The sequence below is a fragment of the Rhizobium sp. R339 genome (genome assembly GCF_002211395.1).
Taxonomy (GTDB): domain Bacteria; phylum Pseudomonadota; class Alphaproteobacteria; order Rhizobiales; family Rhizobiaceae; genus Rhizobium.
The window spans coordinates 73,064-99,211 of the sequence record NZ_LOKV01000002.1; the positions used below are offsets into that span (position 1 = coordinate 73,064).

A 26,148-nucleotide genomic window follows, 5' to 3' on the forward strand; every position below is an offset into this window, starting at 1 on the left:
TCCACGATTTTCGGAGACGGCTATTTGAGGGGCGGGTTCTTCATCAGCCTTCCCCGCAGAACACACGCGTTGTCGCAATCCACTCCAGAGTTCGCCGCTCGGGATCGGAATTGCGTGTGATGTCGGTGACGACGGCAGCGCTGTCGGCGCCGTTTTCAAACACACCGGCGATGCGCTCCACGTTCAGCCCGCCAATGGCCACGAGGGGCAGCGGGCCGATGCGGCTTTTCCAGTTGCGCAGTCGATCGAGGCCCTGCGGCGCCCAGGGCATGACCTTGAGGATGGTGGGATAGATCGGACCGAGCGCGATATAGTCCGGGCGGGCCGCAAGCGCGACGTCCAATTCCGCCTCGTCATGGGAGGAAAGTCCCAATTTCAGGCCGGCCTTGCGGATCGCGGCAAGATCGGCAGCGGCGAGATCCTCCTGGCCGAGGTGGATGAAATCGCAGCCTTCCTCGATGGCAAGCCGCCAGTGGTCATTGACGATCAGCTGGCAGCCATGCGTCTCGCAGACTGCTTTTGCCGCTCGGATATCCGCGCGTATATCCTCCAGCGCTCGTTCCTTGACGCGCAATTGCACGAGTTTGACGCCAAGCGGTACCAGCCTCTCGATCCAGGCGGCGCTGTCGACGATCAGATAGAAAGGATCGAGCGTCATGCGAAAACCGCCTTTCCGATCACCGGCGTCGAGGGAACCGCCATGTCGCGCGGCTCCAGCATGCCGGCGCCGAATGCCTGCCTGCCGGCATCGATCGCTTTGGCGAAGGCTTCCGCCATGGCGGCGGGATCGCCCGCGCCGGCAACTGCGGTGTTGAGCAGGACCGCGTCGAAACCCAATTCCATCACGGTCGTTGCATGCGACGGCCGCCCGATCCCCGCATCGACGATCAGCGGCACATCGGGAAAATGCGCCCGCATGGATCGAAGGGCGGAGAGATTGAGCGGCCCAGCCGCCGTCCCGATCGGTGCGCACCAGGGCATCAGTACCCTGCACCCCGCCTCCAGCAGGCGCTCGGCCACCACCAGATCGTCGGTCGTATAGGGAAAGACCTCGAAACCTTCGCCGCAAAGGATCCGGGCGGCCTCGACGAGCCCGAATACGTCAGGCTGCAGCGTATCATGGTTGCCGATCACCTCCAGCTTGATCCAGTTGGTCTGAAACACATCGCGCGCCATCTTGGCCGTCAGCACCGCCTCGGAGACGCCATGGCAGCCGGCGGTATTGGGGAGCACGCGCACTCCGAGCGCGCGGATCATGTCGAAGAAGACGTTGCCGCTGCGCCCGCCGACAGCTTCACGCCGCAGCGACACGGTGACGATGTCCGTTCCGGATCGCTTGACGGCGTCGGCGAGGACCGCCGGCGAAGGGTAGCGCGCGGTCCCGAGAAGAAGCCGCGATCCGATCTGGTTTCCGTAGAGATCAAGCATGTCAGCCTCCCTGCATCGGGGTCAGGATCTCGACCCGGTCATTGTCGTTGAGAGCGTGATCGTCGCGGTCCTCGCGAGGAACGAGCTCGCCGTTGACCGCGGTTGCCAGCCATTCTCCCTCGTAGTCGAGTGCGGTGAGCAGCTGCGAAAGCGTGCTTGCGGCGATTGTCTGGGGTTCGCCATTGATGATCAGACGCATTGGGAGCTCCTTTGCTTCGTCCGTCCGGAAAAGACGAGATCGGCGGCTTTTGCCGCCATTGTGGGCGCCAGGAGAAAACCGTGGCGATAAAGGCCGTTGACGACGACGGCATTGCCTTGCCGCATCACCCGGGGGAGGTTGTCGGGGAAGGCCGGGCGAATGCCGGCTCCGGTTTCGACAAGGGTCGCGTCAGCAAAGGCTGGATGCAGCGTGTAAGCCGCGTTCAGCAATTCCATCAGCGAGCGTGCGGTGATCGGCCCGCCGAAATCGCTCTCGATCATGGTCGCGCCGACCATGAAGAGGCCGCCGCCGCGGGGCACGACATAGACGGGGATGCGGGGATGAAGCAGGCGGACGGACCGTGAAAGCTCTATTTCATCGCTGTGCAGATAGAGCATTTCGCCTCGCACGCCGCGCAGGTCGTCAACCTGGCCAATGCGCGCAGCACCCGTGCAGTCAACAATATCGGAGAAATCGCCGTCCTCCACAGCGCCGCCTGCGAAGAAGACGCCCTGCGCCGACAGTTTGTCTTTCAGCGCGACGAGTGCCCGCCGGGGATCGAGATGCGCTTCCTCGGGGAAAAACAGGCCATGCCGGAACCGGCCGGCAAGAGCCGGCTCGAGCAGGGCGATGTCTTCCTCTTTCACCCATCGGTAACTGCTCGTCCGCCCGGCAAAGCGCTTCAGCTCCCCATGGTCACGCGCCGGCGCGACCACCAATGTCCCGTTGCGGACGACGTGGCCGGGCAGGATCGCCTCCCAGCGGTCGGCCGCCTGCGCCCCAAGCCGGACCACGGCCTCGTCGGCGCTTTCACGCTCGCACCACGGCGCCAGCATGCCGCCGGCGAGCCACGACGCGGCCCGGTCGAAATTCGCATGCGGGTCGACGATGCTGACCTCGGCGCCGCGGGCCTGCAGTTCGTGCGCAACGAGGAGCCCTGAGATGCCGGCCCCTTTGACGAGGACGTGCATCTCAGGCTCCCGTGGTCTCGATCGGAGAGGGCCCCTCGATCGAAGAGACGGCAACATAAAGGTCGCCGCCTTCGCGGTAGCGGGCGGCCATGGCCTCAAGACCCTCCTTCTGCGCTTCCGACCTTATATCGTGTGATATCCTCATCGAGCAGAATTTCGGGCCGCACATCGAACAGAAATGGGCGACCTTGTGCGCTTCCTTCGGAAGCGTCTCGTCGTGGAAGGAGCGGGCCGTTTCGGGATCGAGGGAAAGGTTGAACTGGTCTTCCCAGCGGAATTCGAAACGGGCGCGCGACAGCGCATCGTCGCGGATGCGCGCCGCGGGATGGCCCTTGGCGAGATCGGCGGCATGGGCGGCGATCTTGTAGGTGATGACGCCTGTTTTGACGTCGTTGCGGTCAGGCAGGCCGAGATGCTCCTTCGGCGTGACGTAGCAGAGCATGGCCGTGCCGAACCAGCCGATCATCGCCGCGCCGATCCCTGAGGTGATGTGATCGTAGCCCGGCGCGATGTCGGTCGTCAGCGGGCCGAGCGTATAAAAGGGGGCCTCGCCGCAGACCGCAAGCTGCTTGTCCATGTTTTCCTTGATCTTGTGCATCGGCACGTGGCCCGGCCCCTCGATCATGACCTGGCAATCCCTGGCCCAGGCGATCTTCGTCAGCTCGCCGAGCGTTTCGAGTTCGGCGAATTGCGCCGCGTCGTTGGCATCGGCGATCGAGCCGGGGCGCAGGCCGTCGCCGAGTGAGAAGGAGACGTCATAGGCGCGGCAGATGTCGCAGATTTCCTCGAAATGCTCGTAGAGGAAGCTTTCGCGATGATGGTGCAAACACCACTTGGCCATGATCGAGCCGCCGCGCGAGACGATGCCGGTGACGCGATTGACGGTCAGCGGGATGTAATGCAGCCGCACGCCGGCATGGATGGTGAAATAGTCGACGCCCTGTTCGGCCTGTTCGATCAGCGTGTCGCGATAGATCTCCCAGGTGAGGTTTTCGGCGATGCCTTCGACCTTTTCCAGCGCCTGGTAAAGCGGCACGGTGCCGATCGGCAGCGGTGAGTTGCGGATGATCCATTCACGGATATTGTGGATGTTGCGGCCGGTCGAAAGGTCCATGACGGTGTCGGCGCCCCAGCGGGCGGCCCAGACCATCTTCTCGACCTCCTCCGCCATTGACGAGGTCACCGCCGAATTGCCGATATTGGCGTTGATCTTCACCAGGAAATTCCGGCCGATGATCATCGGTTCCGATTCCGGATGATTGATATTGGCCGGAATAATGGCCCGGCCGGCGGCGACTTCCTGGCGCACGAATTCCGGCGTCACGTGATCGGGAATATGGGCGCCGAAGCTCTCGCCATCGCGAAGCATCACGCCGGCCTGGGCTTTGCGGCCGAGATTTTCGCGGATCGCGATGAATTCCATCTCCGGAGTGATGATCCCGGCGCGCGCGTAAGCCAGCTGTGTCACCGCCTTGCCGTCCTTGGCCCGCAACGGCTGCCGTTTTGCCGGAAATTCCGGCGTCAGCCGCTCGCCGCTGGCAAAACCGTTATCCTCGGGACGGATGCTGCGGCCCTCATAGGGCTCGACGTCGCCGCGGGCGAGCACCCAGTCGCGGCGCAGCGCGGCAAGACCTTGCTCGATACGGATATCGGCGCCTTCGATCGTGTAGGGACCGGAGGAATCATAGACGGTTACCGGCGGCTCGCCCGAGGTCGGATGGAGGCTGATCTGGCGCATCGGGACCTGAACGTCGGCATGGATCTCTCCCGCGACGTGGATCTTGCGCGATGACGGCAGGGCGCCGGTGGTGACGGTTGGGGTGAGGTTCTTTGCGGCAATGGTCATGGTTTGAGGCTCCAAAGTGCAGTTGGAGACCCAGTCAGTCAGCCGGAATGATGAAAAGACGCCGGCATGGATTCCACGCGTGAATCCGCAGCCTTCGAGCGCTTGCACCGTCCCTACGCCAGTATGAACTGGATCAGGTTCAACGGGTCACTGCGCCACAAACCGGCAAAGCCGTATTGTCCAGCAGTATCTCAGCCCCTTGCCGGGACCCCCCTGGTGAATGCTGCGGAGGCTACGTCCTCGATCCAGTTCATGTCAACCCTGGAGCTGAAAGTAACCCGATCGCCACGCACGAGTGGCGACGCCGCCGGGCTGGGCGCGTCGGTTTTGTGAGCGCCCAGCCCGTCGAAGCCTACGACAGCTTTTTTATCGTGCTGTAGATGATGTTGCGGTTGGCGCCGAACCAGACCGTCTTATCAACCGTGTTTTCCGGCGCACTACCATTGGCAATACGCCACATATCGGCCTCGGAACGCTGGAGGAGCTCCCAGTTCATGTAGGATTCCATGTATCCGTCGTCGGCCATCTCGTCGGAGAAGTTGGCAAATAGAAAGACGCCGCCCGGCTTCAGCATTTCCATGCAAATCTGCGTCAGTCGGATTGCGACTTTATCGGTGAGGTAGTCGTACAATCCTGCTGCGTAGATGAGATCGAAGGTGCCAATCTGATGCTTTCGCGCCAGCAAGCCGCGCACGGATCCATTGATAGGCTCGACCGAAGTTCTATGGAATTGGCTCGCGATCGAGCCGATACTGTGGGGATCCTGATCAAGAGCAACCCAGCGTTTAAGGTTGCCTTCTGCAAGTGCTTTTGATTCCTCCGCTTCGCGAAGGTGACCGGCGGCGATGGCGAGGACCTCGGTATCCCGACCTATTCGTGCAGCCGTCTCATCGACGTAGCGGGTCAGGGTTTCGCGACGCTCCCTTACGGCTACCGGGCCGGGAGCGTTTATCGTGTATTCGAAGATATTCAGACCGAGAAGGGTCGATCTGGCCACTTCTTCGGTCACCGCCGGATGCCCATAAATAAAGTCTATGAGACTGGCATCACCGGAGTAGCCGCGAGGTTTTTCAAAGGACCAACGAGTGAACGGGCATTGCTGCAGAATCTCTGCCGAGGGATGGGCCTGAATAATCGGGATGAGCTTCTGCCACACAACAGCGCCGAATTTATGCCGGATGTCGTGGAGCTGACCAATCAACCACCTGACTGCGTCAGACAGGCCTTTGCCCGCGGCGAATCGCTGCATGGCAATGTTGATGACGATTGCAAACTCAGCCTCCGCAATTCGCAGGCGGTCTGTTTCATTATCCTTGCCAGGTGAGAGAAGCGTATTGCTGACGGACTGCGGTGTAATCAAGCTTTGGCCATCAAGGGAAAAAAGCGGCTGAACCAAGGAAACCTCGTCGGTAAATAGAGATTTAATAGATTGCATAAAATCCTTACCATTTTCATGAAGGTCAAGCGCAAAGGTTGGCGGCAGCGTCCCCGTGCACGTCCTGGCTTTAGAAAGTATTAGTGAACCCAAGAGATACTCCGCCCGCTTGGGGATCGTTTCGGGCGTTATCGGTTGATGTGGGGTCTGTGTAGGGCTATCCAGCTTCAGCTAGCGGTCTGTGTAGGACAACTGCTGCAAGATGTTGGGTGGCAGGGGCATGATGCACGTGTTAGCCGAGACCGCAGTCGCCGCCACGCGGCCGACACTGTCGTCAGAACAGTTGCGTCGCATTTATAGTAAGGAGAGCGAGAGCGGCCGAAAGAGCGCGACGCGCAAGGGCCTCTGGATAGCGGTGGCTGCTTACCTTGCCTACTCTTTCACGGACTATCTTTTTATCGGTGATGTCGTTCAGTACACAATTGCTGGCCGGTTGGCGGTCGGCGTCACTGCGCTCTGCCTGCTGGAACTCTTACTCTACCGCAAAGCAAAGGCCGACACGGTCGACATGGCCGCGGCGGTGTCCGTCCTGGCAGCTTATCTTGTCTGGCTTCTGACCGGCCAGATGACCACGGTCAGGGACGCTTTCTCATATTATATGGTTTTTGGCGCGATCTTTATGATGAGCGTCAACTTGTTCTTCAGTTTCCGTTTTCCGGTTGCTCTTGCCGCCTCCGCAACGAACGTGCTCATCTTCATCGGCGCCCTCTATCTGTTCGTGCCTATGGTGCTTCTCCACAAGCTGATCCTCGGCGCCTTCTGCATTTCCTGCTTTATTTTTACCTCTTACGTGAACCTTCAGCTCAATCGAGAGCGCTACAAAGTGTTCCTCAATGCTCTTGAAGCTGGTTTGCAGCAGGCTGCGGCCGATGAAAGGGGCAAGGCTCTTTTGCACCTCTCGAATACGGACTCGTTGACCGGCCTGGAAAATCGCCGGGCAATCGATCAACGTCTGCGTGATCATTGGCAACGCTGGCAGGACCAGAGGGCGCCCTTTGCCGTCCTGCTTATCGATGTGGATCATTTCAAGCGCTATAACGACTGCTACGGCCATCAAGAAGGTGACCGGTGTCTTGTAGCGGTCTCCCAGCTTCTTCAAAACGTGGCCTTGTCCCATGACGCGATCATCGGGCGATATGGCGGCGAGGAATTCATCGTCATCACACCGATGCCGAACCCGGAAAGAGCGGCGGAGCTCGCGGAAGCCATGTGTGCTGCCGTTCGAGCGCTGGCTTGGCCGCACGAGCACAGGCGAGACGGGACCACCGTCATCACCGTAAGTGTCGGCGTCTCCTATACGCGGGACCAGACCAAGCAGGTCGACAAGGTCATTCATGAAGCTGATCGGGCGCTTTATGCCGCCAAGGCAACGGGCCGCAACACCCTGCGGGTCTTCGATCCTGAAGACCCGCTGAGTAGCGATGACAGCGAGGATATAGCTGCGACCCTGAAGATCGCGGTTGAACACGACCTTGTCTCCCTCGTCTATCAGCCGATCCGCAACGTGCAGACAGGCAAGATGGATGCCGTTGAAGCTTTAATGCGTTTGAGGATGTTGGACGGAACGGCGGTATCCCCCGCCACATTTATTCCAGTCGCGGAAAGGACAGGGTCGATCATCGAACTGGGGCGGTGGGCGATCCGCACTGTCTGCCGGGACCTGTTGGCGACCGGCGTGGTGCAAGTGGCAAGCGTCAACGTTTCGCCGATTGAACTCAAGATGCCAGGTTTCGCCAGCTATGTCGCAGCGACACTCGCTGAATTCGACGTCACGGGCGCTCGGCTTGCTTTCGAGATTACCGAAGGGGTGGAGCTGGAAATCGACCAGGATGTGGTTCGTTGCATCAGCGATCTGAGAAAGCTGGGCGCTCAAGTCTGGCTCGACGACTTTGGCACGGGGTTCGCAGGGCTCTCTTGGCTTCGTCTCATAGAATTCGACACCATCAAGATCGATAGGTCCTTCCTCCATGACTGCGACACGGAAAGAGGCAAGAGGATGTTGCTTGACATCATCAGCCTGCTGCGCAATCGCGGCGTGAGGATCCTCATTGAAGGCGTGGAGACTATTGAACATCAGCGGCTGATGCAGCAGTACGGAATCAATCAGCTTCAGGGATATTACATTGGCCGCCCCGCGCCGGCAGCTCAGTTTGAAACTGATAACGTGTTGCCGTTCGGCATGGTCAGGAACTTTGATTCCAAACGTCTATTTGGGAATGGCGCATAGGTTCAGATCCTATCAAGCGCCTCTTTTTCGCAAGGCGGAATGAAGTATATCCGGGAGAGGTGTCATCCGCCCATTTCGCCACAGGGCCTTTCTGCCAAGGCGATTGCGGGTCACAGAACCAAGTCTGCGTTCCGATGCCAGCCTGCAGATAGGGCCATTCGCTGAACTCAGTGCCTCGGTCGAAGGTGATTGTCGAGCAGCGTGGGGCAGGGGTTGGAGCACCTCGATCAACCCGTCCATGATCGGCTTCGACTGCCGGTCATTGTTGCGAAGGAAGACAGCAAAACGGCTGACCCGCTCGACCAATGAGGTCACGTTGGCCTTGCCGAACTTCTTGCGAAACTGAATGAGATCGCACTCCCAGTGGCCGAACTGCTTGCGCTCGGCGACAGTATCGGGACGATGGAGGATGTTGAGTTCCGGGCCGAAGCGGCGACCGTGACGCCGGCGGCATGCCGCGATCTGCGTCTCGCACGCCGCTCCGGCAGGTGCCACCACAGTTTGATGGCCTGACCGTCTGCGGAATAGGCGAACTTGTAGATCGTCTCATAACTGACGCAGATTGGATGGCGCTCCAGCCGCATGCGGCCGGCGATCTGCTGTGACGACCAGCCATGGATGATCCGTTCGATCACCGATTGGCGCACATGGGAGAACCGGGCGAGCTTGCGCAGCTTGGCTCTGCGCTCCCGGGCCATCTCGTTGGCGGTGACGCAATAGTAGCCGCTCAGATCCGGCATGTGCGGGTCTTCAAAAGCATTCCGCTTGAGCTCGCGGAAAATCGTCGAGCGGTGCCGGCCGAGCTGGCGCGCCATCTCATTGACCGGCACCTTGCGTTCGACAAGCTGGTGCAGGCGACGGCGATCGGCGAGGGTCAGTTGCAAATAGCATCGGGACATTCCAAATCTCCAAAGGGAAGCCATTGTTTTTTCTGGCATGTCGCGCTTGGAAATAGAATGTACCCGCTACAGTCAAAAATCAGATAAGCGGAATTATGGAACATAGCCTTTGCCTGGACGCGACGCCGGCGTGCAGGGGAGCGAACAAAGAAGAAATCACCGCCGCCATGATAGCTGCGAATAATGGCGGTGCAATCGGTGCATGGTGCGGTTCAATTCTTTGGCCGCGCCGTTCCTCAATATGGGTAGCCGCAAGGCCGTATGGGAAGCAAGTCCGTCATCGACGTTTCTCCATGCTGCCGGAACAGATCAAGCCGAGCGGTCACTCTTCGATGGAAGAGGAATTCGAGATCCTTCACCCTACCGCGCCAGCGTCTGCCTGATCGCTGCGATGCCGCGCCTCAGGAAGGGGTCGGAGTGGATGTAGAAGAACTGCACGCCCTTTTCGAGCCATTCCGGCAGTTCGTCCGCAGTGACTAGGGTGCCGGCAATCTTGCCGGCGGAACGGATTTTCCCGACCGCTTCAGCAACCTTCTCCCGTACTTCTGCCGGCCGGGGCTCGCCGAAGGCCGGGGCCGGCGGGAGGCCCATGTCCTGGGAGAGGTCGCCGGGTCCGATGAAGAAGACGTCGATCCCCTCCACCCTGGCGATCTCGTCGAGGTTGCCGATGGCCTCCACGGTCTCGATCATGGCGACGACCAGGCGTTTTTCATGGTCCGCCGGGAGCGCGTAGCGGACCGCCTCGACGATGGCCCGCGCCTCGTCGGCATTGTCCACCATCGGCACCATGATCCCGTCGGCGCCGGCGTTCAGATACCGGATGATGATCGGCCGTTCGTGGGAGTGAGGCCGAATGATCGCAGCGCCCCCGACCGAGCGAACGATCTGTGCGGTTTCGCGAACGTCCTCGAAGCTCCAGGTGCCGTGTTCACAGTCGACGAAGACGGAGTCGGCGCCGAGTTCGACCAGCCGGGCGGCGAGGCCCGAGGAGGAATGATGCGGCGTGAACATGGTAATGGGTTCGCCGGCCTGAAGCCGGGCGCGCAATTTTGCACCGTTCATGATGTGCTCCTCCTGATTATTTCTTTGGCAGGTCCGGCGTGCCGGCCGGCGCGCCCACCCAGCGCGCAACCTCGATATCGGCCGACGTGTCGCGCATGAAGGTCGGGCAGATATGCAGTTCCGGGATGACCGCGCCCTTCTGCAGGCTGGCGCAGAGCGCGATCGCCCTGGCGACGTCGTGCGGGTCCAGCATGACCGCGCGTTCGCTCTCAAGCGGCGGCCGGGCCCTGTTGTTCATGATCGGCGTGTCCGTCTCGCCGGGCAGGATGGTCGTCGCCCGAATGCCCTGGTTTCTGTAGGTGTTGTGCAGGAAGGTCATGAAATTCTTCACGCCGGCCTTGGCAGCGCCATAGGCGGCGCCGCCAAGGAGATTCGGATTGAGCGCGGCGAGCGATGAAACGGTGATGATCGTTCCCTCGCCCTTCGCGATCATATCGGGAAGAACCGCCTGGGTGAGATTGAAAACCGCCGTCAGATTGACGTTGACGGTCGAATTCCATTCCTCTTCGCTGAGGAACCGGGCGTTCAGCACCTTGCTGGCGCTGCCCGCATTGTTGACCAGAATGTCGATGGGGCCGACGTTTTCCCTGACCCACTCGACCGCGGCGAAGATGTCCGCACGCGATTCGATGTCGAGAGATTTCACAAAAGCCTTGCCGCCCGCCGCCGCGACGAGGCCGGCAGCCTCGCTGAGCGGCTCGATGCGCCGGCCGGTCAGAACGACGCTCGCGCCGTCTTTGGCGAGAAGCAGCGCGGCTTCTTTTCCGATCCCGGTCCCGGCCCCCGTTACGAGGGCGATTTTTCCATCCAGCAAACCCATGTCCATCTCCTACTCGGCGGCGACCGCATCGGCACCCTTGTAGCGATAGACCGTCTTCGCTGCCTGCGGCGTAATCAAGCCCTCGGCGAGATCCTGCTCGATAAACTCGGCAGCGCGCTCGCTTGCGCGGCCCCAGCCGCCTCCGCCGGGGGTTTCCACCTCGAGGCGCTCGCCGGTCTTCAGGACGACCTTGCCCTTCGGAAACTGCGGCTTTCCATTCTTCAAGACCTTGCCCGCCGTGCCGTTCTGGCCCTCGACGACGCCGAAGCAGGGATGGCGCACCCGTTCGGAAGCGAGGTAGATGTTCATCGGCGATTTGCCGAGGTTGCGAAGGACCACGCGCTGTCCGAGACCTCCGCGATGTTTGCCGGCGCCGCCCGAATCCGCGATCAGTTCCTTGCGTTCCGTCAGCGCCGGAACCGCGATCTCGAACATTTCGATCGCCGTGACCTTGCAGTTCGACGGGAAGCTCAGCGTATCGAGGCCGTCGAATTCGGCGCGGGCGCCCTGCCCGCCATGAAAATTCTGAACCGAACCGTATTGCGTGCCGTCGTCACGGCGGCCGACGCAGTTTGCGGCCCAGATCGGCGCGCCGCCGCTGTCGCCCATCACCTTGTCGGGCACGACGCCTTCCAGGGCCTTGAAGATCAGCGACGGAATGGCGTGGCCGATCAGATTGCGCGAATTGCCGGCCGTCCACTGTTCTGGGTTCAGGATCGATCCCAGCGGGGCATCGTCGGTGATCGGCGTGATGCAGCCTTCATTGTTCGGCGTATCGGGATCGAGAAGGCATTTCAGCGCATAGACCGAATGGGCGTAGCGATAATTCGTGCGGCAGTTGATCGAATGCAGCACCTGCGGCGAGGTGCCCTGGTAGTCGACATGGATCGAGTCGTCATTCACCACGACGGTTGCCTTGAGCGTGATGTCGACGTAATAGCCGTCGAGCAGCATCTCGGCGCAATAGCTGCCGTTCGGCCACGCGCGGATGGCCTTGCGGGTCTGCGCTTCCGAGCGCGTATGGATCGCATTCGCCAGGCCGTCGACGTCGTCGAGACCGTACTCGTCGAGGAACTTGACGAGCTCGCGGCCCATGACGTTGTTCGCCGCGATCATCGATTCGAGGTCGCCGCGGACTTCGGTCGGCAGACGCACCGATGCTTCGATGATGTCGAACACATCCTTGTTCGGCACGCCCGCCTTGAGCAGCTTGACGATCGGAAAGCGGATGCCTTCCTCGAAAATGTCGCTGGCTTCGGAGTGGAGCGGCGCACCGCCGATATCGGGCAGGTGGGCGATGGATCCGGCATAGGCGACGACCTTGCCGTTCTTGAAGATCGGCGTGATCATCGTCACGTCGGGCAGATGGCCGGTGCCGATCTCGGGATCGTTGGTCGCCAGCACGTCCCCTTCCTCCAGCGCGCCGGCGGGAAATTTCGGAAGGAAGAATTTCTGCGCGGCGGCAGGCAGCGAGGTGATGAAGACCGGGATCGACCAAGTGCACTGGGCGAGCGCCCGGCCCTTGCTGTCGAGAAGAACGGTCACATAATCGTGGTTTTCGCGCACGATCGGCGAGAACGCCGTCTTGCCGAGCACATTGTCGGCCTGGTCCGCGATGAAGATCAGGCGGTTCCACATGACCTGCAGGTTGATCGGATCGTTGAAATCGGTGACGGGCTTCGACATCTGATGTTCCCTTAGAGAATATTGATCACGAGATTGCCGCTGGCATCGACATGGAAGATGCCACTCGGGCCGACGACGGCCGTCGATTCACGCTGTTCGACGATGGCCGGTCCCTTGATCTCGTGGTTCACCGGAAGCTTGTAATGGTCGTAGACCGAGGTTTCCGCATAGGCGCCCAGTTCCTGGAAATAGACCTGGCGGCTGCCCTTCCTGGCTTCTTCCGCCTGCGTCTCGTGAGGACGGGTGACCTGGTCTTTCCCGCCGCTCGCCCGAAGCCGCCAGGTGATGACCTCGACGGATGCGGCCACGGTGCGGCCGAAGAGTTCGCGGTAGAGCTTGAAGAAATTGTCGGTGAGCTGCTTGAGGAATTCCTCTTCGGGAAGGTTCCGATCCGGCAGGGTGACGGTGATCTCGTGGCCCTGGCCGACATGCCGCATATCGACGGTAAAGCGGTTTGCGATCGTCTCCTTGGCGACGCCCGCAGCCGACACTACTTCGGCGCCTTGTGCGGCGAGATCATCGAGGATGCGGTTCATCTCGGCGCTATTCCAGGCGTTCACCGACATCGGATGGCTCATCGACAGATCAACCGCGACCGGTGCGATCAGAAGGCCGATGGCTGAGCTGACGCCGGCGCCGGTCGGGCAGATGATACGCTTGATGCCGAGCTTGCGGGCGATGCCATAGGCATGAACCGGGCCGGCGCCGCCGAAGGCCACCATCGGCAGCGAGCGCGGGTCGACGCCGAGGTCGGTCGCATGCATGGCGGCCGCCTTGCTCATGGATTCGTTGACGAGGTCGTGAATGCCCCAGGCGCAGCGCTCGACGCTGACCTCCAGAGAATTGGCGAGCTTGACCATGGCATCGTGCGCGGCTTCCCTGGAGACTTTGAAGGAGCCGCCGACGAAGGACTCTGTGCCCATGTAGCCGAGCAGGATATCGGCGTCCGTGACCGTCGGCTGGGTGCCGCCGCGCTGATAGGCGGCCGGTCCAGGCATGGCGCCCGCCGAATGCGGGCCGACGTCGAGCAGGCCGAGCGGGTTCTTCGCGGCAATCGAGCCGCCGCCGGCGCCGATCTCGATCATCTGGATCGACTGGATCTTCAGCGGGAAGCCGGACCCCTTGCGGAAGCGCTGGTAGTGGGCGACTTCGAGGTCGATCCCGACATTCGGCTCACCGTTCGGGATGAGGCAGAGTTTCGCCGTCGTGCCGCCCATGTCGAAGGACAGCACGCTGGTTTCGCCGGCAACCCGGCCGAACTCGGCGGCAGCGACGGCGCCGGCCGCAGGCCCGGATTCGATGAGGCGGACCGGAAGCTCGGCGGCGCGCCGGCTCGGCACCAGGCCGCCGGAGGAGGTCATCCACAGAACCTGGCGATCGATGCCCTTCTTGGCGAACTCCCGCTCGAGATGGGCGACGTGACCAGCCATCTGCGGACGGGTATAGGCATTCACCACAGTGGTCGAAGCGCGGTCGAACTCGCGCATCTCGGGGCAGACCTCGGAGGAGATCGAGACGAAGATGTCCGGATTTTCTTCGCGCAGAAGGGCGGCCACGCGTTTTTCATGCTGAGGATATTTGTAGGCGTGCAGCAGGCACACCGCCACGGAACGCACGCCCTTCTCGCGCAGGCGGCCGGCAATCTCGCGCACGCTGTCTTCGCTGAGCGCCGTCATCACTTCGCCATCGGCGGCGATCCTTTCCTCGGCGCCGAAGCTGTTGGCGCGGGTGACGAGCGGATCGGGATATTTGATGTTGAGGTCGTAAAGGTCGTAGCGGCCTTCGTTGCGGATGCGCAGCATGTCCTGGAAGCCGTCCGTGGTGACGAAGCCGGTTTCGACACCCTTGCGTTCGAGAACGGCATTGGTGACGACCGTCGTGGCGCCGAGGACCTGCAGGTTGTCCATGGCGATCGAAGCGGAAAATTGTTCGAGCAGCTCGGACACGCCCTGCACGACCGCTTCGGCCGGGTTCTTCGGCGTGCTCAGCACCTTGTGCAGATGCAGCTCGCCGCTGTCGTCGAGGAGAGCGAAATCGGTGAATGTGCCGCCAGTGTCGAAAGCCAGTTTTGCCATGTTTCCCTCGAAGCAGAAGCTCGGCGCCGCATGCGCCCGTTAACCGCGGGTCCGAAGGCCGAACCCCTTATCTCTCACAAGGTTAGGTGAGTTCGGCGGCGGTTGGCCAACACAACTCGCGTCTGCCGCCATAGGGTTTGCTTATAGCGGATGCGCTGCAATACCCGGTTGATAGGGCGCCTGCTCGGGCGGTGAAGAGGAGGTGCTGGCCGGAAGGTTTCTGCCGATCCTACACGGGACGAATGCCCGGATGTTCGGTTGCGGTCATGTGGCCGACGATTTCGAGGAGCACCGCCTTGGCCGCGAGAGCGGGCTCGGAGAGCGGAAGATGATCCGACACGCATAGCGAGACGGTGGCGTCGATAACCGGCCTGGTCAGCGGGCGCACCTGGGCACCCGCGAAGGAAGGGATCGCCGTGACCACCGAGGCCGGCAGAATGGTCGAGCCCAGTCCGTCGAGGACGGCGGCGCTCAAGGCCGGAACCGACTCGATCTCCGAGACGACCGTCGGCGTTGCGCGGGCGCGCGCCAGCGCATCGTCTATCAGGCGCCGCAGCAGATGGTTCTTGCTGGGCAGCAGCAGGGGCATCTCGGCGAGCGCGCTCAAGGCCAGGGCTTCGCCAGCGGCACCGGGGAGGTTTTCGCCGGGCGGCGAAACGAGGAACATCTCCTCCTTGAAAAGCGGCTGCAGCGTCGTGCCCTTGATCGGTTCGGAGGCATAGATCAACGCCATGTCCATCTTGCCGGTCATGATCAGTTCGCTGAGGATCTGTCCGAAACTGTCGTTGATGTGCACGACGATCTGGGGATGCCTGATCCGCATTTCGCGCAGCAGCGGAAGCGAAAGCGAGCTCGACGTCGAATAGGTCGCAAGCCCGATCGAGACGCGCCCGGCAATGGAGGCGGTCGCCTGGTTGATGTCGATCTGCGCCTGATCGATCTGCTTCAGCATCAACTGGGCGTGCCGGTAGAGAATGAGCCCGGCCTCGGTCGGTGTGATGCCGACATTGCTGCGGATCAGGAGCTTGTGCTTGAAATGCGCTTCCAGCGAGGCAATCTGCTGCGACAGCGCCGGCTGTGCCGTTCGAAGGATCGCCGCGGCACGGGACACGCTGCCGGTATCGACGATCTTGACGAAGCTTTTCAGCTTGCGGAAATCTACGCTCATGGTCCACGCTCTCTTTCGTGGACCCTAGCGCATCGGCCCGAAAATCGGAATCGATTTTCGGAAACTATGGCGCGCCGATTCAACAAGTTGCAGCGGGAAGGAAGCATGTGCCCCTTCCCGACATTGCTCTAGCGCAAATCCGCAACGGCGCGTTCGATTCTGTCGCAGGCTTCCTTGATCGCCTCCATTGAGGTTGCGATCGAAAGACGGAAGTAGGGCGACAGCCCATAGGCCGCTCCCTGCAGGGCGGCGACGCCGACGCCGTCGAGCAGGTAGAGGACGAAGTCCAGATCGGTTTCGATCGGATTTCCCTCGGGCGTCTTTCTGCCGATCACGCCGGCGCAGTTCGGGAAGAGATAGAAGGCGCCGTCCGGCACCCGGCAGGAAATTCCCGGAATGGCATTGAGGCGGCCGCAGGCGTAATCACGGCGCTCCTTGTAGACCTTGACGCTGTCACGCACGAAGGACTGATCCGCGGATAGAGCATAAGCGGCGGCCGCCTGGCTGACCGAGGACGGGCAGGACGACATCTGCGACTGCAGCTTGTTGATCGCCGCGATCAGCGGAGCCGGTCCGGCCGCATAGCCGATGCGCCAGCCGGTCATGGCGTAGGACTTCGAGACGCCGTTCGTCAGAAGCACCCGGTCCTTCAGCGCCGGAACGGCCGCGACCAGCGTCGTCATCGGCTCCTCGCGAAACCAGACCTGGTCGTAAATGTCGTCCGAAAGGACGAAGACATGCGGGTGCCGCAGCAGGACTTCGCCAAGGGCTTCCAGCTCTCCGCGGCTGTAAGCGGCGCCCGTCGGGTTCGACGGCGCATTGAGGATCAGCCAGAGCGTCTTCGGCGTGATCGCCGCTTCGAGCGCTTCCGGCGTCAGCTTGAAACCCTTTTCCTGCGGGCACTCGACGATGACAGGCTTGCCGTCGTTGGCGATCACCATATCGGGATAGGACACCCAGTACGGCGCCGGAATGATGACTTCGGCGTCGTTCTCGACGCTCGCCATCAAGGCGAGGAACAGGATCTGCTTGGCCCCGCCGCCGACGCAGATCTCGTTGTCGGCATATTGCAGCGACAGGCGGCGTTCGAAGTCGCCGATGATCGCCTTGCGAAGGGCCGGCGTTCCATTGACCGCCGTGTATTTGGTTTCACCGCGATCGATCGCTGCATGCGCCGCAGCCTTTACATTCTCGGGCGTATCGAAATCGGGTTCGCCGACGGTCATATCGACGATGTCCTTGCCCGCCGCCTTCAGCTCGCGCGCCCGCGCCGATGCTGCGGTGCTGGGCGAAATCTTGATGCGCGCCACGCGCGACGCGGCCACGAAATTGTTCATGGTTGGTTCCTCGGTGAAATAAAGCCCGCTTGGGCGATTAGTCTAATGCGCGGCTTCGAGTTCGCCGCGCATCTTTCCGGTCAGGAACAGCTCACCCAGCTCGTCATGGGTGATATCCTTGGGGAGCCCGTCCCAGATCACCTTGCCCAGACGCAGGATGACCGCGCGCTGCGCGACCTCCATCGCCTTCTTGGTGTTCTGCTCGACGAGAAGGATGGTCATTCCCGCCGCGTGAAGCCGCAGGAGTTCGTCGAAGACGATGCCGATTGCGGCCGGCGACAGCCCGACGGAGGGCTCGTCCACGAGCAGCACTTTCGGGCGCTGCAGCACCGCCATCGCGACTTCCAGGAGCTGCTGCTCGCCGCCGGACATGTTTCCGGCGAGCGTGTTGCGCCGCGTCTTCAGGATCGGGAAGAGATCATAGACATAGTCCCTGTCGGACTTCACCTTGGCGTCGCGCAGAGTATAGGCGGCCATCTGCAGGTTTTCGTCGATCGTCATCAGCGGAAAATTGCAGCGGCCTTGGGGCACGAAGGATATGCCTTCCCCGAGGATGGCGCGCGGCTTGTATCCGGCAATGTTCCTGTCCCGCCAGGATATGCTGCCGCCCTTGATCGTCGTCATGCCGTAGAGCGACTTGAGCAGCGTCGATTTTCCGGCGCCGTTCGGTCCCATGAGCGCGACGAACTGGCCGGACAGCACATCGAGATCGACGCCGTTCAGAATGTCGAGGTTGCCGTAGCCGGCCCGCAGATCCTGAATTGTGAGATTCGAATTAGCCACCGAGGTAAGCCTCCCTCACGCGCTGGTCCTGAATGATGTCTTGCGGCAGTCCCTCGGCGAGTTTCGCGCCCTGATCCAGGACGATCACCCGCTGGCAGATGCTGGTCACGACATCGATATTGTGCTCGATGACGAGGAAGCTGACCCCGAGGTTCTTGTTGGCATAGAGAATGGTCTCGACCACGCGCTCGATGATCTTCGGATTGATGCCCGCCATCGGCTCGTCGAGAAGAATGAGCTTCGGCTCCGGCATCAGCATGGAGGCGAACTGAATGAGCTTCTGCTGGCCGCCCGACAGGTTTCCCGCCGGCTGATGCCGCACGTCCCAGAGACCGGCCATCTTGATGAGATCGCGCGCCCGTTCCCGCAGTCCGGTCACGCGATTTCGAGATGCGGCGCCGATGCCGAACGTCGACCAGAGCGAGGGAAAGGTGAACATCTGGCCTGCGATGACAAGATTTTCCTCCACATCTAGCGACCGGAACGTCACGGTCTTCTGGAACGAGCGGAGCATCTTGCCCTCGCGGGCGATCCTGTTCAGCGACCAGCCAGTGATGTCCTGACCGTCGAGAACGACGGTGCCGGCGTCGGGGCGGGCAAGCCCCGTCGAGCAGTCGAAAAAGGTCGACTTGCCGGATCCGTTGGGGCCGATGAGCCCGGCGATCTCGCCGCGCTCGATGTGCAGGCTGACATCGTTGACCGCCTTGACCGCGCCGTAGGACTTGCTGAGATTTCTGATCTGCAGGATGGGAAGATGAGTTGTCATTTCGCACCTCCGATCGCGTCCCAGAAGCGGTTGATCAGCGGAGCGAAGCCTTTCTTGAACCAGAACACGAGGATCAGCAGGCAGAGGCCATAGACGATCATTCTCATTTCGGGGGCGACGCGCAGCGCCTCGGTCAGGCCGACGAAGAGCAGGCTGCCGATGATCGTGCCGGAGATGGTGCCTGCGCCGCCGCCGAGCACGATGATCAGCACGGTGGTGGAATAATACATCTGGAAGGTCAGCGGGCTGACGACCGTCAGGTAGTGGGCGTAGAGGCTCCCGCCGGCGCCGGCGAAGGCGGCGCTGATCATGAAGACGATGAGCTTGTAGCGCCAGGTGGGGATGCCGACGGATTCCGCCAGCGTCTCGTTCTCGCGAATGGCGACCATGTTCCGGCCGGCCGGCGAGCGCACGATCGCCCAGACGAGCAACGTGGCAAGGAGAGCGACCGCGAGCGTCAGGTAATAGAAATTCGTCGTGCCCGATATGGTGAAGGACCATGGGCCAAGGGCAAAGTGCGGCTTCGGGATGCTGGAGAGCCCCATGTCGCCGCGGGTCAGCGAGATCCAGTTCTTGGCGATGGCCTGCCCGATGATGACGAAGCCCAGCGTGCACATCACGAAGGATGTCGCGCGCAGCCGGAGGGCGGGAATGCCGAGCGGGAGGGCCAGTCCGCCGGCGATGGCGGCAGCTGCAAGGATATTGACGTAGAAGGGTGTGCCGTAGTGGACGGCCAGCAGACCCGCTGCATAAGCGCCGATGCCGAAGAAGGCCGCCTGGGCCAGGGACAGAAGACCGGTGTAGCCGACCAGAAGGTTCAGTCCGTGCGCAGGCAGCATGAAGATCAGAGCGATGATCAGGGAATGCGTGACGTAACGGCTGCCGATGAAGGGAGCGGCCACGGCGAGAGCGATCAACAGGGCGGCGAGCGGGATCCTGAGATCGCGCCGTCTCGGCTGTGCAGTGGTTTCGGTGAGAGACATGTCGTGTCCTCGAGGTCAGGAATGGGCCTGCAGAGCGCCTAGAAGCGCGCCTGCGCGGAGAAGAGGCCGTGCGGTCGCCACATCAGCATCAGGATCAGGGTCGCGAAGCCGACTGTGTCGCGGAACTGGAGGCCGACATAGGTCGCCACCAGGCTTTCGGCGATGCCGAGGATCATGGCCGCGAAGAAGGTGCCGCGGACGTTGCCGAGGCCGCCCATGATGATGATCGGAAGCGTCTTGAAGGTGATGAGCTCACCCATACCGCCATAGACGCTCACGTTGACGGGTGCAGTCAGCACGCCCGAAAGTGCGGCAAGCGCAGCACCAAGAATGAACGTCCGCAGCACGACCTGCGAGACGTCGATGCCGACCACCTCACAGCATTCGACATTTTGCGATACTGCCCGCATCGCCTTGCCCATGCGGCTGTAGGTGACCATCAGCTCGAGGCCGATGAAGACGAGGAGCGTCACGACCAGGATCAGGATCCGCTGTTCGGCGAGGCTGAAGCCGAGGATCGAAACCGGCTCGATATAACCGCCGGTGAAGAACTTGTAGCCGCCGCCGAAGACGAGAATGACGGTATTCTGGAGAACCAGCGCAATGCCGAGCGTGGCGAGCACCCCGGCCTCCGCCGGGGCGCCGACCATGCGCTGCATCACGAAGCGCCCGACGACATAGGCGATGACGATCGTCGAAAGCACGCCGACGACGATCGAGGCCTCATACGATAGGCCGAGATAGTCGATCGCGAACCAGGCCCCGAACGTTCCCAGCATGTAGTATTCGCCATGGGCGAAATTGATCGCCCTGAGGACGCCGAAGATCATCGTCATGCCGACGGCTACGATCGCATAGACGGAGCCGGTCACGATTCCGTTGACGACCTGCTCGAGAATGGTCGAGAACATGGTTGTACTCCTCGCGACCCCGATTACTGGGTCGGGTACTTGATGTCTGCGGTATAGGCTCCCTTGATGCTGGGCTTGCCGTTCTCGATCTGCAGGAGGATCATCGGCAGACGCGCCTGATTGTGATCGTCGAACGTCACTTCGCCCACAGGGCTTTTATACTTGATCTTGGAGAGAGCGTCGCGGACCTTCTCCTGGTCGATGCTGCCCGCTTCGTGGATCGCCTTGGCGAGAAGGTGGACGGTATCCCAGTGCACATAGGCATGGTTGTTCGGTGCTTCGTTGTAGGTCGTCGTGAACTTTTCGACGAAGGCCTTGCTTTCCGGGGAATCCCACGCCGGAAGCCATGCTGCGGCCTCGACCGCGCCTTCGAGCGCCGTCGGCGCCGAAGCAATCGTCTTGGCCGTATTGAACTCGCCATTGCCGACGAGGGTCACCTTGCCGGCAAGGCCGAGTTCGACCATCTGGCGGGCGACGATCGGCGTCGTATCGGCAAGGCCGTACATGATGATCGCCTGGGCTCCGTTGTCGCGGATCTTCGACAGCACGCTGCGGAAATCGACCTCGCCTTCCTTGTAATAATCCTCGCTGAGGATCTCGCCCTTGAATTCCGGCAAGTACTTCTTGGTGAATTCGATCGCCGAACGGCCATAATCGGTATCGACGGAGAGGACGGCGTACTTCGTAAAGCCGCGCTGTTCGGCGGCATATTTGGCGACGATCAAGGCGCGGTTTTCGTCGGTCGGATAGTTGCGGAACGTCCACTTGTAGCCGCCGACGCCTGCGCCATAGGTGATCTTGGGGTTCGAGGAGGCCGCATTCAGAAGAAGAACGCCCGCATCTTCGGCCACAGGCTGCATCGCGAGGGTGACGGAACTGGAGACGTCGCCGATGACGAAGGAGACTTCGTCCTCGTCAATGAGGCGGCGTGTGGCGGATACGCCTTCGACGGGCGTGCCCTGGCTGTCGGCCGAATAGATTTCTATCTTGTGGCCGTCGACGCCGCCTGCCTGGTTGATCTCGTCGACGGCAAGCTGCGCGCCGCGCGTCGAAAATGCGCCGTAGCGCGCGTTGGGGCCGCTCATCGGCGCGACAATTCCGAGCTTGATCGTGTCTTCGTCCGCTCTTGCCGGGGCCGAGAGGCCCGGCACGATGGCGGACAACGACAGGATTGCGGTCGTCATGCAAAGAGCTCTGCGAGTAAGCGAGTAGGTCATCTGTTCCGCTCCGTGTTAGGAAACCTTCCGGTCCATCTTCGGACCATCTTTCGCCGCTTAAGCGGTTCTTCAAGGCCGGCTTCAGCCAGCTATGTCACAGTAAGTTCATGCGCCGGAGTTTGGCCAACATAACTCCATTCTGCCGCCATAGCGTTTCGTTATAGCGATCAGGCAGGCGCGGAAAGAATATCGGACGTGAAGGAGGAAAATAAAAAGCGGCGCGGGAAAGATGCGCTGCTGCTGCTTGGTCATCGAGATCAAGCCGCCTCCAGCGTTCCGGTGGAACGCCAGAGGCAAGAGAGAGATTAATTTTCAATAACAGGTGTTTATCGATCTGCTCCGGCCGCACGGCGCAGCAACGGCGCCACCTCGGTGCCGAGCAACTCGATCGAACGCTGCATCGCTTCCGTTTCGAGCGCGGCGGTGCTCATCTGAAAGGTGACGCGGGAAATTCCTCCCAATGTCTCGTTGGCGGCGAGGACTTTTTCGGCAACTGTTTGCGGGCTGCCGATCAGGAAAGCTCCGCGGGGGCCGCACATCGCGTCGAATTGGCTGCGCGACGGCGGCAGCCAGCCTCGCTCCTTCCCGGCCTCGGTAAACATCTGCAGCCAGCCGGGAAAGAAGACATCCTTGGCGGCTTCGTCGGTATCGGCGACGAAGCCCATCGCGTGCAGGCCGACTTTCTGTTTTTCAGGAGGGTGGCCGGCGCTTAGCCATGCCCGCCGATAGAGATCGACGAGCGGCCGGAAGCGCTCGAAATTGCCGCCGATGACGGCGACCATCAGCGGCAGGCCGAGCGTGCCGGCGCGGACGAAGGATTCCGGCGTGCCGCCGACGCCGAGCCAGATCGGCAGACGCTCCTGATGCGGGCGGGGATAAACGCCCTCGCCGTTCAGGGATGGCCGGAAACGGCCCTGCCACGCGATACGCGGCGCGTCATTGAGCTTGAGAAGGAGATCGAGCTTTTCGACGAACAGCGCGTCGTAATCCCTGAGGTCGTAGCCGAAGAGCGGATAGGCATCGACGAAGGAGCCCCGCCCGACCACCAACTCCGCCCGTCCCCTGGATATGAGGTCGAGAGTTGCAAATTCCTGGAACAGGCGGACCGGATCGGCGGCACTCAATACCGCGACGGCGCTCGTCAGCCGGATGGTCCTGGTGCGTGCGGCGGCGGCGGCGAGAATGACGGCAGGCGCTGAATCGAGCGCATTCTCCCGGTGATGCTCTCCCATGCCGAAGATGTCGAGGCCGACGCGATCGGCGGTCTCGACCTCGGCCAGAACGGTTTCCATGCGATCGCTCGCCGATTGAGACCGTCCCGACTTCGGATCGGTGACGAGCATTGCAAAACTGTCGATACCGATTTCCAAAGGTTCGATCCTTCCTGCTCAATAGGAACTGCCGGTGCGCTGCGGTTCTGGCCAGCCGAGCGATTGGCCGAACTGCGTCGTGTGGCATCCGGCGGCGGAAAGGCAAGCAAGCAGGAGGATGGTGAGGCGGAGCATTGGTACCTCTAGAAATAGGGTTGATACGACGCTTGGGTCAGCGGAGTGCGTCGAGGATGGTCGCGAAGGTGCGGCGGTGCGACTGTGTTGTTTACGCTGGCCCGTTCTGTGGTTTCAGGTAGCGGCGCTTCGATGACATGTTCGCGACCATCCGAATAGCCGTTATTTTCCGAGATAATCTATCGGTTTATCCGATACTAAGATATGATTGACCGAAGTTGCTGTCTCGCCGGCGCGAAGCAGGGTCGACGTCACCGGAGTTCGCCATGCTGGATGGTTTGTCGCTCGATCAATTGCGGACCTTCATCGCCGCCGCCAATGAGGGCAGCTTTTCCGCGGCCGCGCGCAAGCTCGGGCGCGCGCAATCGGCGGTCAGCGAGCTGGTCCGCAGCCTCGAGATCCAGCTCGGTGTCGACCTTTTCGATCGCAGCGGCCGTTATCCGCAACTGACGGCATCGGGCAATATGCTGCTTGCGACCGCCCGCGAGGTCATCGCCAAGGTCGATGCCTTCAAGTCTCAGGCGAAGGGAATGGCCGCAGGACTGGAGCCGGAGCTATCCGTCGTCATCGACGTCTTTTTCCCGATTCACGTGATCGCCGAGGCAGCCAAGGATTTTCGGCAGCAGTTTCCCAATGTGCCGCTTCGGCTGTTCGTGGAGGCGCTCGGCGGCACCGTTCAGCCGGTACTCGATCAGCGGGCGAATTTCGGCATCGTGGGCTCGTTGCCGGCCATGCCGCCCGGCGTCGTCACGGAGCCGCTCGCCGGCGTGATGTTCCTGGTCGTTGCAGCGGCGGATCATCCGCTTGCGGCGATCGAAGGAACGATTTCGAGAGCCGAACTCGCCAAGCACGTCCAACTGGTGCTGACCGATCGAACGGATCTGTCGAAAGGACGGGAGTTCGGCGTGATGTCGCCCCAGACCTGGCGGCTGGCCGATCTCTTCGCCAAGCACACTTTCCTGATCAACGGGCTTGGCTGGGGCGGGATGCCGTCACACGCGGTCCGAACGGACATCGAGGCCGGGCGTCTGGTGGAGCTGACGGTGGAGGATATTCCCGCAGGCGGACTGAGGCTGCCGATGTCGGCAGCCTATCGCTCGGATGTCCCGCCGGGGCCGGCGGGGCGATGGCTGATCGAGCGGCTGAAGATCTGCTCAAGCGCCAGGTAGCGAAACCCTTCCGCTGGCGCTCTTCGCTTCGCCGGGCCGCCGATGCCGTTTCAAATATCGACGACGAGGCCCTTGGCCTTCAGCACCGGTTCCAGCTTGCTGACCTCGATGACCGACTTGCCCGCCTTGTAGGCGGCGATATAGCCGGCTTCCGCATCTTCACGAGCCTGCGAGAGGCTAGCGGCTTCCCGCGCTTCCTGCCGGCGCACGACCACGAGACCATCGGCATCGCCGACGATGATATCGCCCGGATTAATGGTCTCGCCGCCGACGATGATCGGGTCGTTCACCGCCGCAATGGTTTCCTTGACCGTGCCCTTGATGCAGACGCTGAGCGAGAAGACGGGAAAACCGAGTTCCCTGAGCTGAAGCGTATCGCGCACACCGGTGTCGGTGACGAGGCCGCCGATGCCCTTGGCAAGGCAGGCATTGGCGAGCACATCGCCGAAGGAGCCGGCCTCCTCATATTCGCCCGCCGAGACGACGATGATATCGCCGGGCTTGGCATAGTTGATGGCGAGCTGCAGCATGATGTTGTCGCGCGGCGCGCATTTGACCGTGAATGCCGGGCCGCACAGCTTCATGCGGTAGTCCACGGGCTTGAGGCGGGAGGAAAGCGCGCCGCGGCGGCCCTGGGCCTCGTGGATGGTCGCCGGCGAAAATTTCGAAACGGCCTCGATGTCAGCTTTGCTGGGCCGTTCAGCGATGTCTTTTATATGAATCATGGGTGCCTCACATCGTTGGTAGACGGCGGGCAAATCCCGCCGTCTTGTCTCGGTTGAATGTCTTCGGGAGGTTCCGAGACCGGTCGGTCTACGGGATCGGGTCGAATTTCAGCTGCGCGAGCGGCACGACTTTGTCGGTGCGGGTCATCTTGTACTCGGTGTTCGGGCCGAGCCACTTGTCCCAGATCTTGTTGATCTCGCCAGACTCGTCGAGCTTGTGCAGGATTTCGTTGATCTTGGCCGTCAGCTTCGGCTGATCCTTGGCCATGCCGATGCCGATCGGCTGGTAGAGCATCGGCTCCTCGATCATCCGCATTTCCTTGCCCTTGCTCTTCGATTCATTGACGAACTTGGTCGTCGTCATGGTGTTGGCGACCATGCCGCGCGCCTTGCCCTGCTGGACGGCGAGGTAGGCCGAGGCGGTATCCTGGAAGGTCAGCGGGTCGGATTTGTTGAGCTTGATCGACATCTCCGAGGTCGAACCCTTGGTCGAGGCGATGCGCTGGCCGGCATAATCGGCCTTCGTCTTGCCGGCATCGTCGGCCGGCACGATCAGCATTTCCTTGGCGAGATAATAGGGATCGCTGAACTGGATCTGTTCGGCGCGGCTCAGCGTATAGGCAAGGTTGGCGACGGTGATGTCGACGCGGCCGAGCTTGACCTCGGGCACGCGCGCTTCGACCGAAACCGGCTTGATTTCAGCTTTGACGCCCAATTCCTTGGCGATGGCGCCGCAGAGGTCGACGTCGAAACCGGCCATTTCGCGGGTCTTCGGATCGGGAGAGGCGAAGGGAGGAACGTCGGCGAAAGTCGCGCAGCGCAAGGTCTTGGCCGACATGATGGTGTCGAGCTGATCGGCTTTCGCGGGCAATGCTGCCGCCATGCCGGCGAATGCGACGGTGAGGCTCAGATATTTCCAGTTCATTGCTGTTCTCC

The 26,148-nt window shown here is 61.6% G+C and carries 22 protein-coding genes, 1 pseudogene and 1 riboswitch; of the genes and pseudogenes, 2 read left to right on the plus strand and 21 right to left on the minus strand.

The window, feature by feature from the left end:
* Window positions 1–43 precede the first annotated feature (43 nt).
* The 6 genes from ATY76_RS05890 to ATY76_RS05915 form a co-directional block, all read right to left on the minus strand.
* A complete protein-coding gene (locus ATY76_RS05890) occupies window positions 44–658 on the minus strand; it encodes a thiamine phosphate synthase (protein ID WP_088673847.1) in 615 nt (204 codons plus the stop codon).
* The gene (locus ATY76_RS05895) at window positions 655–1,428 is read right to left on the minus strand and encodes a thiazole synthase (protein ID WP_088673848.1); all 774 of its coding nucleotides are present in this window, start codon (window positions 1,426–1,428) and stop codon (window positions 655–657) included. Before ATY76_RS05895 ends, ATY76_RS05890 begins: the two co-directional genes overlap by 4 nt.
* A 1-nt stretch (window position 1,429) precedes the next feature.
* On the minus strand, window positions 1,430–1,627 hold the full coding sequence (thiS, locus tag ATY76_RS05900) for a sulfur carrier protein ThiS (RefSeq protein ID WP_088673849.1): 198 nt from the start codon (window positions 1,625–1,627) through the stop codon (window positions 1,430–1,432).
* Entirely contained in the window at window positions 1,618–2,598 is a 981-nt protein-coding gene (gene thiO, locus ATY76_RS05905) for a glycine oxidase ThiO (RefSeq protein WP_088673850.1), read from the minus strand. Before thiO ends, thiS begins: the two co-directional genes overlap by 10 nt.
* 1 nt (window position 2,599) lies before the next feature.
* Window positions 2,600–4,444, minus strand: a complete 1,845-nt coding sequence (gene thiC, locus ATY76_RS05910; protein WP_088673851.1) for a phosphomethylpyrimidine synthase ThiC — start codon at window positions 4,442–4,444, stop codon at window positions 2,600–2,602.
* A gap of 92 nt (window positions 4,445–4,536) precedes the next feature.
* A riboswitch (TPP riboswitch) is annotated at window positions 4,537–4,669 on the minus strand.
* A 127-nt stretch (window positions 4,670–4,796) separates the two neighbouring features.
* Window positions 4,797–5,840, minus strand: a complete 1,044-nt coding sequence (locus ATY76_RS05915) for a class I SAM-dependent methyltransferase (protein ID WP_088673994.1) — start codon at window positions 5,838–5,840, stop codon at window positions 4,797–4,799.
* A gap of 259 nt (window positions 5,841–6,099) precedes the next feature.
* On the opposite strand from ATY76_RS05915, the gene ATY76_RS05920 reads away from it, so the two are divergent.
* Complete coding sequence (locus ATY76_RS05920; RefSeq protein WP_190233604.1) at window positions 6,100–8,106, plus strand: EAL domain-containing protein; 2,007 nt, start codon at window positions 6,100–6,102, stop codon at window positions 8,104–8,106.
* 85 nt (window positions 8,107–8,191) lie between these two features.
* On the opposite strand, the pseudogene ATY76_RS05925 reads toward ATY76_RS05920, so the two are convergent.
* The 13 genes and pseudogenes from ATY76_RS05925 to ATY76_RS05985 all read right to left on the minus strand — a co-directional run.
* Window positions 8,192–9,005, minus strand: a pseudogene (locus ATY76_RS05925) (IS30 family transposase); the annotation flags it as partial.
* A 360-nt stretch (window positions 9,006–9,365) separates the two neighbouring features.
* Entirely contained in the window at window positions 9,366–10,067 is a 702-nt protein-coding gene (locus ATY76_RS05930) for an aldolase/citrate lyase family protein (RefSeq protein ID WP_088673852.1), read from the minus strand.
* A gap of 16 nt (window positions 10,068–10,083) precedes the next feature.
* Window positions 10,084–10,887 carry an SDR family oxidoreductase gene (locus tag ATY76_RS05935; protein WP_088673853.1) on the minus strand — a complete coding sequence of 268 codons (804 nt, stop codon included), beginning with the start codon at window positions 10,885–10,887 and terminating at the stop codon, window positions 10,084–10,086.
* Window positions 10,888–10,896: 9 nt separating this feature from the next.
* Entirely contained in the window at window positions 10,897–12,573 is a 1,677-nt protein-coding gene (locus ATY76_RS05940; protein ID WP_088673854.1) for a hydantoinase B/oxoprolinase family protein, read from the minus strand.
* Between the two features lie 11 nt (window positions 12,574–12,584).
* Entirely contained in the window at window positions 12,585–14,648 is a 2,064-nt protein-coding gene (locus tag ATY76_RS05945; protein WP_088673855.1) for a hydantoinase/oxoprolinase family protein, read from the minus strand.
* Between the two features lie 229 nt (window positions 14,649–14,877).
* Window positions 14,878–15,816, minus strand: coding sequence for a nitrogen assimilation transcriptional regulator NAC (nac, locus tag ATY76_RS05950; protein WP_088673856.1), 939 nt, complete (start codon window positions 15,814–15,816; stop codon window positions 14,878–14,880).
* Window positions 15,817–15,944: 128 nt separating this feature from the next.
* The gene (locus ATY76_RS05955) at window positions 15,945–17,153 is read right to left on the minus strand and encodes an aspartate transaminase (RefSeq protein WP_088673857.1); all 1,209 of its coding nucleotides are present in this window, start codon (window positions 17,151–17,153) and stop codon (window positions 15,945–15,947) included.
* A 42-nt stretch (window positions 17,154–17,195) separates the two neighbouring features.
* Window positions 17,196–17,936, minus strand: a complete 741-nt coding sequence (locus tag ATY76_RS05960) for an ABC transporter ATP-binding protein (RefSeq protein WP_088673858.1) — start codon at window positions 17,934–17,936, stop codon at window positions 17,196–17,198.
* Window positions 17,929–18,702, minus strand: a complete 774-nt coding sequence (locus tag ATY76_RS05965; RefSeq protein ID WP_088673859.1) for an ABC transporter ATP-binding protein — start codon at window positions 18,700–18,702, stop codon at window positions 17,929–17,931. Before ATY76_RS05965 ends, ATY76_RS05960 begins: the two co-directional genes overlap by 8 nt.
* Complete coding sequence (locus ATY76_RS05970; protein ID WP_088673860.1) at window positions 18,699–19,685, minus strand: branched-chain amino acid ABC transporter permease; 987 nt, start codon at window positions 19,683–19,685, stop codon at window positions 18,699–18,701. Before ATY76_RS05970 ends, ATY76_RS05965 begins: the two co-directional genes overlap by 4 nt.
* Window positions 19,686–19,723: 38 nt before the next feature.
* Window positions 19,724–20,596: a branched-chain amino acid ABC transporter permease gene (locus ATY76_RS05975; protein ID WP_037137580.1), complete on the minus strand. Its 873-nt coding sequence runs from the start codon at window positions 20,594–20,596 to the stop codon at window positions 19,724–19,726.
* 23 nt (window positions 20,597–20,619) lie between these two features.
* Window positions 20,620–21,813 (minus strand): ABC transporter substrate-binding protein, encoded by a 1,194-nt coding sequence (locus ATY76_RS05980; RefSeq protein WP_088673861.1) that lies wholly within the window; start codon window positions 21,811–21,813, stop codon window positions 20,620–20,622.
* Between the two features lie 326 nt (window positions 21,814–22,139).
* Window positions 22,140–23,183: an Atu2307/SP_0267 family LLM class monooxygenase gene (locus tag ATY76_RS05985; RefSeq protein WP_088673862.1), complete on the minus strand. Its 1,044-nt coding sequence runs from the start codon at window positions 23,181–23,183 to the stop codon at window positions 22,140–22,142.
* 401 nt (window positions 23,184–23,584) lie between these two features.
* On the opposite strand from ATY76_RS05985, the gene ATY76_RS05990 reads away from it, so the two are divergent.
* Entirely contained in the window at window positions 23,585–24,487 is a 903-nt protein-coding gene (locus tag ATY76_RS05990; RefSeq protein ID WP_088673863.1) for a LysR family transcriptional regulator, read from the plus strand.
* 50 nt (window positions 24,488–24,537) lie between these two features.
* Here the strand turns inward: ATY76_RS05990 and ATY76_RS05995 are convergent, their stop codons facing one another.
* Together ATY76_RS05995 and ATY76_RS06000 are read right to left on the minus strand one after the other, a co-directional pair.
* On the minus strand, window positions 24,538–25,212 hold the full coding sequence (locus ATY76_RS05995; protein ID WP_088673864.1) for a 4-carboxy-4-hydroxy-2-oxoadipate aldolase/oxaloacetate decarboxylase: 675 nt from the start codon (window positions 25,210–25,212) through the stop codon (window positions 24,538–24,540).
* An 88-nt stretch (window positions 25,213–25,300) separates the two neighbouring features.
* Window positions 25,301–26,137: an ABC transporter substrate-binding protein gene (locus ATY76_RS06000; protein ID WP_088673865.1), complete on the minus strand. Its 837-nt coding sequence runs from the start codon at window positions 26,135–26,137 to the stop codon at window positions 25,301–25,303.
* Window positions 26,138–26,148: the final 11 nt, after the last annotated feature.

What these genes read in the sequence shown, in the direction of transcription:
- ATY76_RS05890 (WP_088673847.1), bottom strand. Translation starts at nt 658, where the DNA reads ATGACGCTCGATCCTTTCTATCTGATCGTCGACAGCGCCGCCTGGATC.
- ATY76_RS05895 (WP_088673848.1), bottom strand. Translation starts at nt 1,428, where the DNA reads ATGCTTGATCTCTACGGAAACCAGATCGGATCGCGGCTTCTTCTCGGG.
- thiS (WP_088673849.1), bottom strand. Translation starts at nt 1,627, where the DNA reads ATGCGTCTGATCATCAATGGCGAACCCCAGACAATCGCCGCAAGCACG.
- thiO (WP_088673850.1), bottom strand. Translation starts at nt 2,598, where the DNA reads ATGCACGTCCTCGTCAAAGGGGCCGGCATCTCAGGGCTCCTCGTTGCG.
- thiC (WP_088673851.1), bottom strand. Translation starts at nt 4,444, where the DNA reads ATGACCATTGCCGCAAAGAACCTCACCCCAACCGTCACCACCGGCGCC.
- ATY76_RS05920 (WP_190233604.1), top strand. Translation starts at nt 6,100, where the DNA reads ATGATGCACGTGTTAGCCGAGACCGCAGTCGCCGCCACGCGGCCGACA.
- ATY76_RS05930 (WP_088673852.1), bottom strand. Translation starts at nt 10,067, where the DNA reads ATGAACGGTGCAAAATTGCGCGCCCGGCTTCAGGCCGGCGAACCCATT.
- ATY76_RS05935 (WP_088673853.1), bottom strand. Translation starts at nt 10,887, where the DNA reads ATGGGTTTGCTGGATGGAAAAATCGCCCTCGTAACGGGGGCCGGGACC.
- ATY76_RS05940 (WP_088673854.1), bottom strand. Translation starts at nt 12,573, where the DNA reads ATGTCGAAGCCCGTCACCGATTTCAACGATCCGATCAACCTGCAGGTC.
- ATY76_RS05945 (WP_088673855.1), bottom strand. Translation starts at nt 14,648, where the DNA reads ATGGCAAAACTGGCTTTCGACACTGGCGGCACATTCACCGATTTCGCT.
- nac (WP_088673856.1), bottom strand. Translation starts at nt 15,816, where the DNA reads ATGAGCGTAGATTTCCGCAAGCTGAAAAGCTTCGTCAAGATCGTCGAT.
- ATY76_RS05955 (WP_088673857.1), bottom strand. Translation starts at nt 17,153, where the DNA reads ATGAACAATTTCGTGGCCGCGTCGCGCGTGGCGCGCATCAAGATTTCG.
- ATY76_RS05965 (WP_088673859.1), bottom strand. Translation starts at nt 18,702, where the DNA reads ATGACAACTCATCTTCCCATCCTGCAGATCAGAAATCTCAGCAAGTCC.
- ATY76_RS05970 (WP_088673860.1), bottom strand. Translation starts at nt 19,685, where the DNA reads ATGTCTCTCACCGAAACCACTGCACAGCCGAGACGGCGCGATCTCAGG.
- ATY76_RS05975 (WP_037137580.1), bottom strand. Translation starts at nt 20,596, where the DNA reads ATGTTCTCGACCATTCTCGAGCAGGTCGTCAACGGAATCGTGACCGGC.
- ATY76_RS05980 (WP_088673861.1), bottom strand. Translation starts at nt 21,813, where the DNA reads ATGACCTACTCGCTTACTCGCAGAGCTCTTTGCATGACGACCGCAATC.
- ATY76_RS05990 (WP_088673863.1), top strand. Translation starts at nt 23,585, where the DNA reads ATGCTGGATGGTTTGTCGCTCGATCAATTGCGGACCTTCATCGCCGCC.
- ATY76_RS05995 (WP_088673864.1), bottom strand. Translation starts at nt 25,212, where the DNA reads ATGATTCATATAAAAGACATCGCTGAACGGCCCAGCAAAGCTGACATC.
- ATY76_RS06000 (WP_088673865.1), bottom strand. Translation starts at nt 26,137, where the DNA reads ATGAACTGGAAATATCTGAGCCTCACCGTCGCATTCGCCGGCATGGCG.